Genomic DNA, 14,242 nt, shown 5'->3' with positions numbered 1-14,242 from the left:
TGATGGGCAGCCCCACGGACGAAGCACTCATGGAAGGGTTCCGCGCCGGCCAGCTCGATGCGTTCGAGGTGCTGTTCGCGCGGCATTCGCGCCGCGTGCACGGCTTCCTGGCCCGCATGGTGCGGGACGGGCCGCTCGCGGAGGACCTGCTCCAGACGACGTTCCTGTCGGTCATCCGGGCCCGCGGGCGCTTCGAGCCGGGCACGCGCTTCGCCCCGTGGTTGTTGACCATCGCGGCGAACGCGGCCCGGGACGCGCTGAAGCATCAGCGACACATCCACGCCTACGTGCAGGAGCGGCCCCGGGGCAAGGGAGAGCCCGCGGACGGCTCGGACGCCTGGGAGGTGCGGCATCAGCTCGAGGATGCGCTCCAGCAGCTTCCTCCCGAACAACGCGAGGCCGTGGTCCTCAGCAAGGTCGAGGGCTGGTCCTTCGAGGAGATCGCCGAGCTGCGCGGCATCAGCGCGGGCGCGGCCCGACTCCGGGCGCATCGCGGCTACGAGCGCCTGCGGTCGCTGCTCGGTGAACTGGAGACCGTCTGATGCGACCGTCTCTCGACACCCTCCTCTCGCGCGACCCGGGCAGCCCGAGCCCCCAGGCGCTGGAGCGCGCGCTCGACTCCGCGCGCCAGGAGCTGAGCACCTCGCCGCGCGCCGCGAACTGGCGCATGCAAGCCCTTGGCGCGGTCGGAATCTGTGTCGGGCTGGTGTTGGCCGTCGCGGCCGTGTTGCTCGCCGCGGGCCCGTCCTCGGTGGGCCTGATGCTCGGCCGCGCGCCCTTGCTCGGGCTGCTGCTGCTCACCTGCGCCCTGTGCGCCTGGAGCGCGCTGATGCCGCGAGGACGGAGCTTGCGGCGCTGGAGCCTGAGCCTTACCTGGGTCACCGCCGCCGCGCTCGTGCTGACTCGAGCAACGCCCCCCGAGGCGTCCGAGCTTCCCGGCTGGGTCTGCACCGCGAGCCACGTGGCCGCCGCGGTGGGCCCCCTCGCGTGGATGCTCATCGCGCTGCGAGGCACGGTGTTCGCGCCCCGTCGCGCGCTCATCGCGGGGCTCGCCGTGGGCACGACGGGGGCCTGCGTGGGCGAGCTCGCGTGCCAGCAAGACTGGCGGCACGTGGCCGTCTGGCACCTGCTCGCCTGGGCCCTCGTGGCGCTCGCCTCGGTCGCGCTGTCATCCCTGCTCAAACCCAGGTCCTACGCACCATGAAACACGAGCATTCGCTCATCCTGAACCAGGACGTGGACGGCGCGCCCGTACGCATGGGCGCGACCGTGAAGATTGTCGGCGCTACGCCCGACGACCCCATCGCCCGGCGGTTCCTCGGGCGGTTGGGAACAGTGACAGGCCTCGTCTACGACGACCCGGCCCGGCAGTTTCCCGCGGATCCGCTCATCCAGGTCCGCGTGCGGGGACTGGGCGAAGACCTGTTCTTCGTCGAAGAGTTGGAGCTGGCGCCCGAGTGGGTGCGCCGCAACCTGGCCGCCCTGCGCGAGTCCGCGCGCGTGGCCCGCCGAGAGCGACAGGCCCGCGTGCCCTGAACCCGCGCGCCGCCTCAGTGTCCCGAGGTGGCCTTCAGGCCCACGATGGAGACGAGCAGCATCCCCAGGAAGAGCATCCGCGGCGGCGTGATGGGCTCATGGAAGAGCACCACGCCCAAGGCCGCGGCGCCCAGCGCGCCAATCCCCACCCAGACGGCATAGGCCGTCCCGATGGGCAGCGTGCGGGCCGCGATGGACAGCAGCAGCATGCTGGAGACGATGGCAGTGCCCGTCAGCAGGCTGGGCAAGGGGCGGGTGAAGCCCTCGGTGTACTTGAGCCCCACGGCCCAGCACACCTCGAGAAGACCCGCGACGACGAGAAGGATCCACGACATGGCGCATGACTCCCGTGCATGCGTCGTCTTGTCCTAACCGGGTACGGCGCACCTCGTCCGGGCCCGGCGCCCCTCATGGGTGTACCGGACGTCCTCAGAGATAACCCCGAGCCGGGCCCCACTCAATCCCGGAGTTCAATCCATCCGCCAAAGCGTGCCCCCCGGGAGTCACCTGCTCCCGGGGGCCTCACTTCATGCTCAAGCCTGGGCCGCGAACAGCGAGGCCTGGAGGGCCTCGGGCACCACGTCATAGCTGCCTGGGTGCATGCTCGCCTGGGCCCGCCCCTGCGTCCGGCCGCGCAGGCCATTCACGTACCCGAACAGACTGGCCATCGGGATGCGCGCGGAGACCACGCGCACGGGGCCTCGAGACTCCGTGCCCGTCACGCGTCCGCGCCGGGCCCCCATGTCACCCAGCACGTCGCCCAGGTACTCCTCGGGGGTGGTGACCTCGACCGCCATGATGGGTTCCAACACGCGCACGCCCGCACGACGCGCGGCTTCCTGGAGCGCCAGGGAGCCCGCCATCATGAACGCCTGCGGTGTCGAGTCCTTCACATGCGTCGACCCATCCACGAGCCGCACCTCCAGGTCCACCAGCGGGAAGCCTTCGCGCAGGCCCCGCTCCATCGCGCCCCGCACGCCCTTCTCGATGGCGGGAACGAACTCGCGAGGGACCGCGCCGTTGCGCGTGTCATCCACGAAGACGAGTCCCACCCCTCGGGGCGCCGGCCCGACCTCCAACACCACGTGCGCGAACTGCCCCGGCCCGCCCGTCTGACGGACGTAGCGATACTCCTGGCGAACAGGCTCGCGCAGCGTCTCTCGCCAGGCCACCCGAGGATTGCCGACGCGGGCTTCCACGCCGTGCTCGGTCCGCAGCCGGTCCACCACCACCTCCAGGTGCAGCTCTCCCATGCCGGACAGGAGCACTTGCCCGCTCTCCGGATCCACGCCCACGCGCAGCGAGGGATCCTCCATCGCCAGTCGATGCAGTCCTTCCTCCAGCTTCTGCTGCTCCGCTCGCGAGCGAGCCTCCACCGCGAGCTGAACCACGGGCTCCGGGACCGCGAGGGACTCCAGCACCATGGGCGAGCGCGCGTCTGACAGCGTGTCGCCTGTGCGCACATCGCGCAGGCCGAGCACCGCGCAGAGGTCGCCCGCATGGACCTCGCTCACCTCCTCGCGCTGATTGGCATGCATGAACATGAGTCGCCCCACGCGCTCGCGGCGCTGGGTGCGCCCGTTGAGCAGGGCCGTCCCCGCGCCGAGCGAACCGGAGTAGATGCGAAGAAAAGCGATGTTCCCCACGACCTTGTCGTGCATGAGCTTGAAGACGAGCGCCACGGGAGGCTCGGCGTCGTCCGGACCGCGCACGACGCGCTCGCCCGTGCCCGGGATGAGCCCCTCCACCGCCGGGAGATCCGACGGCGCGGGCAGGTAGTTGACGACCGCGTCCAGCAGCATCTGCACACCCTTCTTCTTGAACGCCGCGCCACAGAGCACCGGCACCACCTGGCGCCGCAGCGTGCCCAGGCGGAGCGCGTGCTCCAGTTCGCTGGCGGAGATGTCCGCCAGTCGTCCCTCCACGAACCGCTCCACGAGCGACTCGTCCAACTCCGCGCACGCCTCGACGAGGCGGGCCCGCAGGGCATCGGCCTGAGCGCGCAGGGACTCGGGAACGGGCTGCTCATCCACGAAGCCCCCCTCCTCGTCCGTGAAGAGGAGCGCCTGCATGCGCAGGAGGTCGATGACGCCCTGGAAGTCCGCGCCCACGCCGATGGGGAGCTGAACGGCCACGGCGTTCGCCCCCAGGCGCTCACGCATCGAGCCCAGGCTCATGGCGAAGTCGGCGCCCACCTTGTCCATCTTGTTGATGAACGCGATGCGGGGCACGCCGTGGCGGTCCGCTTGCCGCCACACCGTCTCCGACTGAGGCTCCACGCCCTGGCTCGCATCGAACACCGCCACCGCCCCGTCGAGCACGCGCAACGAGCGCTCCACCTCGATGGTGAAGTCCACGTGCCCCGGCGTGTCGAGGATGTTGATGCGATGAAGGATTCCCGCGCCCGCGCCGTGCCGGGGCTTCCAGAACGCCGTGGTCGCCGCGGAGGTGATGGTGATGCCGCGCTTCTTCTCCTGATCCATCCAATCCATCTCGGTGGATCCGTTGTGCACCTCGCCCGTGGAGCGGATGCGTCCGGTGAAGTAGAGGACGCGTTCGGTCAGCGTCGTCTTGCCCGCGTCGATGTGGGCCATGATTCCGATGTTGCGATAGCGATCGATTCGAGTGCTGCGGGACATGGAGGTTCCCCGTTCCCGTCGGGCACGAGCGCGCCCGCGGGGGATGCTGCGTCACTGGTTGGAATGGAGGGCCGTGTCGCCGGAGCCTGGGCGCACGACGCCCGGCCTTCGGACACACGACGAGACATGGGAGTCAGGCGGAACCTGCCCTTCCAGCGCGCGACAACCAGCCAACTCGCGCGCCGGAAAGCCCGGTCCGCCCACTCAAATGTCGAGCAGAACCTCGTGACGGGGACCCACACACACGCCCGCCGTCGGCGCCAGCAGGCGCGCGAACGGCTTCCTCTGAAGGGCAGCGGGTGTCATGGCCGGTATCAAGTAAGGCGCCCAACGGCACCTGTCAATGCGAGCCGCCCCCGGACTCCGTGAGCCGCAATTCCTGACCGCTCATGGACGAACCCTGCCTCGTGTCTGAAACGAAAGCGAAGCGGGTATTGCAAGCAAACCGTGACCAGGCGCTACGATGAGCGTCCATCTGGGGAGGCTCCACGATGGCGATGAAGAAGGCTGGCAAGACGGCACGGAAGAAGACGGCGCGTCGCACCACCTCGACGCGCAAGGTGCCCGCGAAGAAACGGGCCGCTGCGAAGAAGGCAGCGAGGCTGCGCAAGGCGGCGCCCCGAAAGACCTCGGCTCGCAAAGCCGCCGCGAAGAAGCCTCGCAAGGTCGCGGCGCGCAAGGCCTCGGCTCGTAAGGTCAAGGTATCGGCCCGCGCGGCCAAGGCCCCAGCGCGCAAGGCGCCTCCCGGGAAGTCTCGCAAGGCCCCCGCGAAGCCTCGCAAGGCCCCCGCGCCCCCCGTCACCGCCCTCTTCGTGGAAGAGCCCGAGCCCACGGCCTTCGTCGCGCCCGACGTCGAGATGGTGGAGACGACCTCGGCCGGCATCCAACCACTGGCCCCCGAGCACGCGGCGGTGGACGAGCTGACCAGCTCCGGCAACGAGCTGCTCGACATCTTCCAGCGCTACGACCGTCAGCGAACCGGGCACATCGAGCACAGTGGCTTCGCTCGGCTCCTGGAGGCGCTGGGTCAGAACATCACCGATGACGAGCTGATGATCGCCCTGGACGTGGTCGACCCCGACCGCACGGGAACGATCTCCTGGATGCAGTTCAAGACGTGGTGGACCAGCCGGTAGCCGCGGCGCGCTGAATAGAATCAGGCCCCGCTCGTCATGAGGCCCCGAGGAGTCGTTCTCCTGACTCCACGAGGCTCCCCTCATGCGCGCATCGACCTGGGTCTTCATGCTCGCGAGCACCCTGCTCGCGAGCACGGGCTGCATCATCTCTCCGCTCGAACATGGCTATACCGAGTGCGGAGACTTCGTAAGCGACGAACCCTGTCAGCCCGGCCAGTACTGCGTGGACGCGACGTTCAACACCTGCGAGCCCGGCTGCACCAGCGACGAGAACTGCGCGGACAACCAGGAGTGCGTCAAGGAGTACGGCGACTTCGTCGGCAACTGCCTCAATCGCTGCAGCCACTGCGGCCCCGACGACTCGTGGTAGCAGAACGTCCGGCAATGCCTCTCACGGAACGCGGGACCCCAGCATCTGCCAGCGGGCGTTGATCCACTCGCGCAGGAACTCCACTTCCTCGTCGTAGGAGTTGAAGTGGTCGCGCGATTGCCAGTTCGGGAAGTTGGCCTCCCCATTCGTACCGGCGGACCCGAAGACGACGTAGCTCGAACGCCACTTGGCCCAGTCGCGCCGCGCGGACGGGGCAATCTCTCGGACGTAGCCCTCCACGAGCGACTGGACCGCGTGCACGTTCAACTCGTTGGCCAGGAATGCCCGGTAGCGTGCGTGCATCGCGTCGGAGAACGTCGGCTCCGCGAGCATCCGGGCGAACAGCAGGTTGTTGGTCGCGAAGGTCTTCCACTCCTGGGGGCTCGTCCGCGTGGTGTCGAAGTTCTGACCGAACGAGGCATCCAGATCCCACGGCAGGAAGCGCCAGACCTTCCCAGGCGAAGGGTCTCTCGCGTGGTACGCGTTCTTCGAGTGGGAGTCCGTGCCCAGGATGAGCGTGTTGAAGATCCACCAATCCATGTAGTCGTGCAGGTCGGCGCGCCCCGCCAACCCATCTCGGAAGCCCCCATCGGTCGCGTCCGCCGTGAAGGCGATGAGCGATGCGAAGGTGTCGAAGGAATGGGGCTGACCCGCGGCGGGGCGCCCCTCCTCCTTGGCCAGTCCCTCGCCGAGCCAGGACTTGGCGGTGCCGTCTCGCCGGAGCCGCGAGAAGTTCGCGTTGGCGTCCACCGCCTTGAACAGGTCCGCCTTCGTCGAGAGCCCCTCTCGTGCCAGCAGACGTTTGTCCGCGTGGTCCGCCACCGTGTAGAGCCCCACGTAGCGATTGTTCGCGTAGACAATCGCGCTGAACGCGTGCAGGCGCAGGTGCCGAGGCGACATCTTCGCCCACAGGTCGAAGGCCAGGCGCGTGCGCAAGTATGAGTTGTCATTGAAGGTGGAGACCAGGACGATTCGCTTGCGGTCGGTGAAGTCCTCCCCCATCACCGGCTCGGTGAAGAGCTGCTCGTCCGCGAACTTGAGGGTGATGCTGCGCTTGGGGAACGCACTGGAGCTGGAGCCTCGGTACTTCGCCTCGATGTCGTACCGCTTGCCGCGATAGACCACGTGCGCCGTGCGGTATCCCCCCGCGGTCAGGCCCGTGGGCCCGTACGAGAGGTGGATGACCGGCAGGCCGTACTCCTCCGTGTACGCCTGGGGATCGACGATGCGCACGTTGCCGGGCGCGGACTCGTTCTCCGCCACGCCAATCTTCAGAGTGTCCGTGGCGCCCGAGTGGACTTCGCGCACGCGCAGCAGCCACACCGCCGCCTGATCCCGCCCCGGCGTCCAGCGGAGCGTCCCGCTCGCGCCATCAAAGGTCGCGCCTGGGGGAAGGTTCTCCACCGAGAACGTGGGGACGCCATCCGCGCCCGGAGCGCATGACACCTGCGCCGTGAGCGATTCGCCCTCCAGGAGCCAGCGTGGAGGCCCCACGACGAGCGTGCATCCTGGCGAGGTGCCGGCATCGGCGGCCCCGCCATCGGATTGCGTGGGAGTGTCCCCGGCATCGGGGACGTCGCCGCCTCCGTCCGAGACGCCCGGGGGGGACCCAGGCAGGGACTCGTCGCCGGGCGAGTTCGTCGCGTCCGGAGCCCCACAGGCCACCCAACACAGACACACCACGCCCAGACACCGCCACGCCCATCCAGCCACCCGCCACGCCCCCTGGCGCCCCACCGGGACGCACGGCATCAGCACTAAGCATCCGCCGACGTCAGGCCAAGCCTGGCGCTCCCGAGCAATGTCCGCCCGCGGACGCGCACCGCCCGAGCACCCTCGCTCGCGTGGAGTCCGCGACGGCGCGGCTCAGTACGAGACGAGCAGGCCCCAGTTCAGGCTGGAGTAGGTCTCTTCCGCCACGCCCCCCTGCGACCAACCCGCGCGCGTCCCCTCGCCCGTGAACGTGTCCTGGAAGTGCGTCAGGCGATAGTGGACCGCGTACCCCAGCGGGCCCCAGATGTCGCCCGCGATCCCCAGCACCGCGTTCCAGCCGAAGCTGGACACAGACGCGCCATGGTCGCTCACCTCCAGGTGGATCCGTCCGTCGTCGTCTCCGCCCAGCCGCTTTCCCGGCTGGGCGCCCAGGAAGAGCCCGCCCGCGGCCTCCAGCCGGATGGAGCGGAAGAGCGGAACCGAGACATCCACCCCCAATGTCGGAAATACGCGGTGCGTGCCCAGGAGCGGCGTCTCGCTGCTCGCATCCATGCTGAACGAACGTGAATGCAAACCGAAGCGCGTGCCCACGTAGCCCGGCTGCGCGTTGGAGCCGAAGTTGAAGTAGTAGCGATACATCGCCTGCGCGGTGACGGCCGTGTCGGTCGCGTCCACCTCGCGCTTGGGCGTCTGTCCCGTCTCGCTTCGCAGCGTCACGTTCGTGGACGAGAAGCCACGCTGGTATGCCAGCACCACGCCCAGCCCGCGCAGCGCCGAGTCCCAATGCGCCAGCGGGAGCACCTCCAACTCGATATCGAACCCGAGATACGGCACCGACGAGGAGAACGTCTCGGTGTCGCCCGTCTGCTGTTCGATTGGCTTGCAATCGTACTCACCACAGGACTTCACACCCGGGCGCGCGCAGTACCGTCGCCACGTCGTCGTTCCCGCCACGAAGAGGCGCAGCATCGGCGGCCGCAGATGCCGTGGTGACGCGGCCCCACCCGTGCCCGCCTCTGGCGCCAGCGCGTGCCTGGCGGCCAGCCAGGCCGAGACCTCCGCCACCGGCGCATCCAGGAGCGGCGCGCGGGCAGACTCGACGGGCAGCCCCCCACTGGGAGCCTGCGCGGGCTGCGCCGCGGCTGAGCCTCCCCCCCCCATCAGCGCGAGCACCACGCCCGTCCGAGCCCACCCGAGTCTGGAGTTCTTCATCGCCCGGGGAGGTTCACCCACCCCATGGCCGATGTCCAGGCTCGGCGCTCAGGCGTTGGCGACCGTCGTGACCGTGACGGCGGGAGGCGATTTCGACTCCAACACGGGGCGCTGCGCCAGCACGGGCCCGAGGAAGTCACGACGGTAGATGCGCACCATGGCCATGAAGAGCGACGCGATGAGTGGCCCCACGAGCACGCCCATCATCCCGAAAACAGCCAGCCCGCCGAACATCGACAGGAACACGAGCAGCGGATGCAGCGCCATGCGTGCGCCACACAACTTCGGCCGGACGAAGTTGTCGATGCCACCCACGAGGAAGGTCCCCCAGGCCAGCAGGAAGACGCCCTCGGTCACCTGGTGGCAGAGCAGGAGCACCACGCCAATGGGGCCCCACACGAGCGCGGTGCCGCCCACGGGGAGCAGCGCCATGAACACCATCGCCGCGCCCCACACGCCCGCGTGCGGAACTCCCGCGACCATCAGCCCGATGAAGCCACAGGCCCCCTGCACCAGCGCCGTCACGGTGTTGCCGTAGATGATGGCGTAGGCCACGTCGCTGAACTCGCGCGAGAAGGCCTCGAAGTAGCGCGCCTCCATGGGCAAGAGCCGCGACACCTCCGCGACGAGCCTCCGCCCATCGAGGAAGAAGTAGTACATGGCCACCGTCATCAGGAAGAGATCGATGACGAGCTCCGTGCCCGCGCCCACGACGTCCGCGAACAACGCGGCGCCTCCGGTCACCACGGACATGAGCAGGCGCTCGGTCTCCGCGCTCTCTGGCTCCATCCGCAGGTAGCGCCCCCAGCCGGGCGGGAGGCTGTCGATGAACTGGTGGCGCAGATCCACCTGCTCCAGCAAGTCCCTCGCCTGCCCCACGATGTGGAACAGCTCGCGCGCCACCATCCAGGCCACGAGCAGCAGCGGCACGAGGATGAGCAGGAACACCGTCAGCGTGGACAGGGCCGCCGCCAGGGGTTTGCGACCCAACAGCCGCGCGCAGAGGCCGTCTTGGACCGGCATGAAGAGGACGACCAGGAAGCCGCCCAACAACACAGGCATCAAGAATGGCAGCAGAATTCGCGAGAACAGAATCAGCGCGAGTGCGAAGAGACCCGCGAAGATGATGTTCGACCACTGCTTCGATGCACCCTGCATCCGCGCCCACCCCATCCCGAAGCCCGCGCACCGCTGACGACCCGCCACAGAACTAGGGATGGCCGCGGGCCCCTGGAAGCCCACCGCCTGTCACTTGGAGGAAGCACCATGACTTCTGGACGTTTCGTTCTCGCCACCACCGCCGCGCTCGCCGCGCTGGGCGCCCTGCTCTCCGGCGCGGGCTGTGGCAACGAGGCCCCCTGTACGGACTGCCCCGCGGTGGAGGGGCGCTACCAGCTCTCGTTCCCCGACGCGGGCGTCTCGAGCGACTGCACCCGCCTGGGCATCACCGGGCTGCCCCAAGGCGCGGACCTGGAGGTGAGCCGCAACGGCAACAGCCTCACCGGGACGCTGGAGGGCGTGTCGCTGTTGGGCAGCGTGACGGCGTCCGGAGGCTTCGCGCTCGGGGGAACCCAGGCGAACGTCGATGCGGGCCGCACCGACACGCTCAACCTCGCGGGCCGGACCCAGCCGCTGGGCGCGGACGGAGGGATGGTCGGCTTGGAGGGAACGTTCACCGCCAGCTACTCGAACCCGGGCGCTGGAGGGCAGCAGAACTGCGCCCTCAACAGCCCCTTCACGGCGACCCGGCGGTGAGCCAGGGCCGCCGGGAGCGGCGCCAGGGCGGAATTACTTCTTCTTCCCCTCGGCGGCGGCCTTCGCGGCCTCCTTCTGCTTCTTGATCCGCTTCTTCCAGTGCTGGCGGATCTTCATCTGCACGCGGCGGTGCTTGCTCTTGCTGTTGGCCATGTGGGTGGCTCCTGGTCTCCGAAATGGAGCAAAGGGGGGCTTACCTATCAGAACCCGGAGGCCTCCCGGAAGAGGAACCCTCGGGCTCGTCCCCGGAGGGGGGGGTGGCGTCGGCTGGCGCATCCCCTGTCCGGGCGGCTTCCTCGGGGGCGGGGCGGGTCGGGAAAGGGATTCCCTCGGCGCCCCGGACATTGGTGGGCAAGGCCGCGGACACGGTCACCTCGCCCTCGCGGTCCTCGTCACTCGGGCGCTCCCGGGAGGCCGGGACGCTCGTCTGGTGGGGGCGCTTCTTCACCGAGGCGAAGATGGGGCGGCAGGCATCCACGAAGCGGCGCACCTCATCCAGGGGCAGCGCGGGTGAGTAGTTGCCGTTGGCCCCCGTCATGGGCGTGGCCATGCACATGGCGTTGAGGATGGCCTCCTCGGTGGCCTCCATGACCGCCTCGTAGAGAGGGTCCAGGCGCTGATCGAGGAGGATCTTCATCTTGTAGACCATCTTCTGGGTGCGCCTCGGGATGATGTTCGCGGTGGAAAAGCCCACGACAATCTCTCCGGAGCCGTGCGCCGCGTAGCTGCCCACGCGGCCGATGCCCAGGCCCACGCGCTTGCACAGGCGGTTGATTTGATGGCTCAGCAGCGGCGCGTCCGTGGCCACCACCGCGATGATGGATCCGTAGGACTTGCCTCGGTGCGGCGTGCCCTTGAACTTCTCCACCAGCACCTCGCCCACGGGCAGGCCGCCCACGCGCAGGTTGTGCATCTTCCCGAAGTTGGACATGACGAGCACGCCCAGCGTGTAGCCCCCCAGCACCTCGGGCAGCTTGCGCGACGCGGTGCCGATGCCCCCCTTGAAGTCGCACGTCACCATGCCCGTACCGCCGCCGACGTTGCCCTCCTCCACCGGGCCGGAGGCCGCCTTGTTGATGGCCTCGAAGACGTGCTCCTCGCGCACGTGGCGGCCCGAGATGTCGTTGAGCCACGAGTCGTCGCACTCGCCCACCACGGGGATGATGACGTCGTGCTCGTCACCGATGCCGGGGTAGCGCTCCACCAGGTAGCGCGCCACGCCGTCGGACACGGCGCCCACCGCCATGGTGTTGGTGAGCAGGATGGGCGTCTCGATGAGGCCCCATTCCATGAGCTGCGTCATGCCGGAGACCTCGCCCGCGCCGTTGAGCACGAAGCCGCCTCCGCTCATCCGCTCCATGAAGATGTTGCCCAGGTTGGGCAGGATGGCGGTGACGCCCGTGCGCACGGGCCCGTAGCCGGGGCGCAGCGGCCCATCCCCCTGGATGAGCGTGCAGTGCCCCACGAGCACGCCCTCCACGTCGGTGATGGCGTTGTACTTGCCGGGCTTGAAGCGCCCCAGCGGCAGCCCCAGCTCCCGCGCTCGAACCCGCGGACCGTTCTCTTCCGGTATGCGCACCATGCGCCGACCGTAATCGACCGTCCCCGAGGGTCAACCCCGTCCTTGCCCGAGGGGCGCGGCCAGCCCCTCCACCAGGCGGCGCGTCTGCGTGCGAGCCAGCGTCTCCGCCGACTCGGAGCCGTGCTCGGCCGGGTCGATCTGCCGATCCACGAGCAGCGAGGCGAGCCCATGCACCTGTGACCACGCGGTCAGCGCGAGCGACAGGCGATCCCCCGCGCGCAGCAGTCCTGCGGCCTGTCCGGCCTCAATGCAGCGCACCAGCAAGCTGAACGCGTCCTCGCCAGCCTCGGAGGCCACGGGCTCGTGCGGCCGGGTGAAGTGCGGCCCGAACATCACCCGGAAGTGCGGGGGGTGACGGACCGCGAAGAGCACGTATGCCTCGCCCGCGGTGATGAGCTGCTCCAGCGGACCCGTCACGCGCTCCATCCGCTGACGCATCTCGCGCGCCATCGCGCGATACCCCTCCGCCGCCACCGCCTCCAGCAGCGCCTCTTTGTCCGCGAAGTGCCGGTAGGGCGCCGCGTGCGTGACGCCTGCCCGGCGCGCCACCTCGCGCAGGGTCAGCGCCGCGAACCCCTCCTCGGCAATGAGCGCCACCGCCGCGTCCACCAGCGCCTGGCGCAGATCTCCATGGTGATAGCGCGACTTCTCGGTCCGCTCCGTCGCCTGTGTCCGTTTGCCTCGCGTCGCCAACGTCCGCGCCTCCCGCGCCTGCCCTGTCCCCGGCGCTGCGGACCTAATCACCGTCCCCTTGAAGTTACCACCGACAACATCAATGTTGACACCGACAACATCGAATGTTTACGGTGTCTACAACCACGGCGAGGCACCGCGCAAGGGCCTGGCCAAACACGACAGGTGCGCCACATGACGACCGCGACTTCGAAGCATCCGACCGCGCTGTCCCCGGGTTGGCACCGGGCCTTCCGCGGGCTGACTCGCTCGCACGGCTTCGAGCCCCTGCGGGTGGAGGGGCGCGTCCCCGAGGACCTGCGGGGCACGCTGTATCGGGTGGGCCCGTGGACGTTCGACGTGCAAGGCCGCCCTTTCCAGCACTGGTTCGACGGCGACGGCGGGATGCTGGGCGTGCGCTTCGGCCCCGAGGGCGTCACGGGGGCGGCGCGGCTGATGGACACGCCCACCATGCTGACGGAGCGGCGAGCCGGTCGGCGTCGCTACGGCGCCTACGGCACGCCCACGCCGCTGCTCCACAAGCTGAGCAATGCCCGGAAGAACTCGGCGAACACGTCGGTCATGGCGTGGAACGGGCGGCTCTACGCGCTGTTCGAGCCGTGCCGTCCGGTGGAGGTCTCTCCCGCGGACCTCACGAGCCTGGGCGAGACGGACCTGGGCGGAGTCGTGGCGGAGAGCTTCTCCGCGCACCCGCACCGGGTGCCGTCACGCCAGACGGCCTACAACTTCGGCGTGCGCTACGGCCGGGAGACGACCCTGGACCTCTTCGCGCTGCCTGACGAGGGCCCGGCGCGGCTCCTGGGCACTCTGAAGCTGCCGGGCGCCACCATGGTCCATGACTTCATCGCCACGGACCGCTACCTCCTCTTCTTCCTGCCGGCGCTGCGCCTCGACGTGCTCCGGATGGTGCTCCGCGTGGGCTCGTTCTCGGGCAACCTGAGATGGAAGCCCGGCGTGGGCTCGGAGATCCTCGTGGTGCCCATCGACGATGTGGCGCACCCCGTGCGCATCCCCACGGACGCCTTCTACCAGTGGCACTTCGCCAATGCGTACGAGGAGGGCGACCGGCTGGTGGTGGACTACGTGCACTACCCCGACTTCACGACGAACCAGTGGCTGGGGCAGCTGGCGAAGGGCCCCGCCACCACCGAGGCCCAGGGGCGGTTCCATCGCGCGGTGGTGGACCTCAAGGGCCGCCGCTTCCACACCGAACCACGCGCCGACGTGAGCTGCGAGTTCCCACGCGTCGCGCCGAGCGCGGTGGGACGGCCCTACCAGAAGGCCTATGTGAGCATCCACACCACGACCGCGGCGAGCCATGGCCACTTCGACGGCGTGGCGAGCGTGGACGTCGCCTCCGGGCACACCACGGTGGCCGCGCTGGGAAGGGAGCAGTATCCCTCCGAGCCCGTCTTCGTTCCGCGCGCAGGCTCACGCGCGGAGGACGAGGGCTGGGTCCTCACCCAGGTGTACGACGCGCGAAGCGACACCTCGCACGTCGCCATCCTGGATGCACAGCGGCTCGGGGAGGGCCCGGTGGCGCGGTGCCACTTCGATCACGCCCTCCCCTTCACCTTCCACGGCGGCTTCGCGCCCACCTGAGGCG

At 69.3% G+C, this 14,242-nt stretch carries 15 protein-coding genes and 1 riboswitch; of the genes, 7 read left to right on the top strand and 8 right to left on the bottom strand.

The window, feature by feature from the left end; translation table 11 throughout:
- Window positions 1-2: 2 nt before the first annotated feature.
- The 3 genes from KRR26_RS02785 to KRR26_RS02775 are packed head-to-tail and all read left to right on the top strand — an operon-like array spanning window position 3 to window position 1,536.
- Window positions 3-542, top strand: coding sequence for an RNA polymerase sigma factor (locus KRR26_RS02785; protein ID WP_217079060.1), 540 nt, complete (start codon window positions 3-5; stop codon window positions 540-542).
- A complete protein-coding gene (locus tag KRR26_RS02780) occupies window positions 542-1,204 on the top strand; it encodes a DUF1109 domain-containing protein (protein ID WP_217079059.1) in 663 nt (220 codons plus the stop codon). The genes KRR26_RS02785 and KRR26_RS02780 overlap by 1 nt, the downstream gene beginning before the upstream one ends.
- The gene (locus KRR26_RS02775; protein ID WP_120203770.1) at window positions 1,201-1,536 is read left to right on the top strand and encodes a Carotenogenesis protein CarS; all 336 of its coding nucleotides are present in this window, start codon (window positions 1,201-1,203) and stop codon (window positions 1,534-1,536) included. The genes KRR26_RS02780 and KRR26_RS02775 overlap by 4 nt, the downstream gene beginning before the upstream one ends.
- A gap of 14 nt (window positions 1,537-1,550) precedes the next feature.
- Here the strand turns inward: KRR26_RS02775 and sugE are convergent, their stop codons facing one another.
- Window positions 1,551-1,871: a quaternary ammonium compound efflux SMR transporter SugE gene (gene sugE / locus KRR26_RS02770; protein WP_120203768.1), complete on the bottom strand. Its 321-nt coding sequence runs from the start codon at window positions 1,869-1,871 to the stop codon at window positions 1,551-1,553.
- Window positions 1,872-1,888: 17 nt separating this feature from the next.
- Window positions 1,889-1,944: riboswitch (guanidine-III (ykkC-III) riboswitch) on the bottom strand.
- A 125-nt stretch (window positions 1,945-2,069) separates the two neighbouring features.
- Complete coding sequence (gene fusA, locus KRR26_RS02765; RefSeq protein ID WP_217079058.1) at window positions 2,070-4,175, bottom strand: elongation factor G; 2,106 nt, start codon at window positions 4,173-4,175, stop codon at window positions 2,070-2,072.
- Between the two features lie 491 nt (window positions 4,176-4,666).
- Between fusA and KRR26_RS02760 the strand changes: the two genes are divergently transcribed.
- Window positions 4,667-5,311, top strand: a complete 645-nt coding sequence (locus KRR26_RS02760; RefSeq protein ID WP_217079057.1) for an EF-hand domain-containing protein — start codon at window positions 4,667-4,669, stop codon at window positions 5,309-5,311.
- 82 nt (window positions 5,312-5,393) lie between these two features.
- On the top strand, window positions 5,394-5,681 hold the full coding sequence (locus KRR26_RS02755) for a hypothetical protein (RefSeq protein ID WP_233576732.1): 288 nt from the start codon (window positions 5,394-5,396) through the stop codon (window positions 5,679-5,681).
- A 21-nt stretch (window positions 5,682-5,702) separates the two neighbouring features.
- On the opposite strand, the gene KRR26_RS02750 is transcribed toward KRR26_RS02755, so the two are convergent.
- The 3 genes from KRR26_RS02750 to KRR26_RS02740 form a co-directional block, all read right to left on the bottom strand.
- A complete protein-coding gene (locus tag KRR26_RS02750) occupies window positions 5,703-7,175 on the bottom strand; it encodes a CotH kinase family protein (protein ID WP_328707050.1) in 1,473 nt (490 codons plus the stop codon).
- A gap of 372 nt (window positions 7,176-7,547) precedes the next feature.
- On the bottom strand, window positions 7,548-8,606 hold the full coding sequence (locus KRR26_RS02745; protein ID WP_217079055.1) for a hypothetical protein: 1,059 nt from the start codon (window positions 8,604-8,606) through the stop codon (window positions 7,548-7,550).
- A 48-nt stretch (window positions 8,607-8,654) separates the two neighbouring features.
- A complete protein-coding gene (locus KRR26_RS02740; protein ID WP_217079054.1) occupies window positions 8,655-9,764 on the bottom strand; it encodes an AI-2E family transporter in 1,110 nt (369 codons plus the stop codon).
- A gap of 108 nt (window positions 9,765-9,872) precedes the next feature.
- Between KRR26_RS02740 and KRR26_RS02735 the strand changes: the two genes are divergently transcribed.
- Window positions 9,873-10,361, top strand: coding sequence for a hypothetical protein (locus KRR26_RS02735; RefSeq protein ID WP_120203758.1), 489 nt, complete (start codon window positions 9,873-9,875; stop codon window positions 10,359-10,361).
- Between the two features lie 33 nt (window positions 10,362-10,394).
- On the opposite strand, the gene KRR26_RS02730 is transcribed toward KRR26_RS02735, so the two are convergent.
- The 3 genes from KRR26_RS02730 to KRR26_RS02720 are packed head-to-tail and all read right to left on the bottom strand — an operon-like array spanning window position 10,395 to window position 12,636.
- Complete coding sequence (locus KRR26_RS02730) at window positions 10,395-10,514, bottom strand: aminopeptidase (RefSeq protein ID WP_120203757.1); 120 nt, start codon at window positions 10,512-10,514, stop codon at window positions 10,395-10,397.
- 40 nt (window positions 10,515-10,554) lie between these two features.
- A complete protein-coding gene (locus tag KRR26_RS02725) occupies window positions 10,555-11,943 on the bottom strand; it encodes a DmpA family aminopeptidase (protein WP_120203755.1) in 1,389 nt (462 codons plus the stop codon).
- A 30-nt stretch (window positions 11,944-11,973) separates the two neighbouring features.
- Window positions 11,974-12,636: a TetR/AcrR family transcriptional regulator gene (locus tag KRR26_RS02720; RefSeq protein ID WP_120203753.1), complete on the bottom strand. Its 663-nt coding sequence runs from the start codon at window positions 12,634-12,636 to the stop codon at window positions 11,974-11,976.
- A 174-nt stretch (window positions 12,637-12,810) separates the two neighbouring features.
- Between KRR26_RS02720 and KRR26_RS02715 the strand changes: the two genes are divergently transcribed.
- A complete protein-coding gene (locus tag KRR26_RS02715) occupies window positions 12,811-14,238 on the top strand; it encodes a carotenoid oxygenase family protein (protein WP_120203752.1) in 1,428 nt (475 codons plus the stop codon).
- Window positions 14,239-14,242 lie beyond the last annotated feature (4 nt).

Source organism: Citreicoccus inhibens, from assembly GCF_019039035.1.
GTDB classification, from domain to species: domain Bacteria; phylum Myxococcota; class Myxococcia; order Myxococcales; family Myxococcaceae; genus Citreicoccus; species Citreicoccus inhibens.
This window is presented reverse-complemented; position numbering and strand designations above follow the sequence as displayed.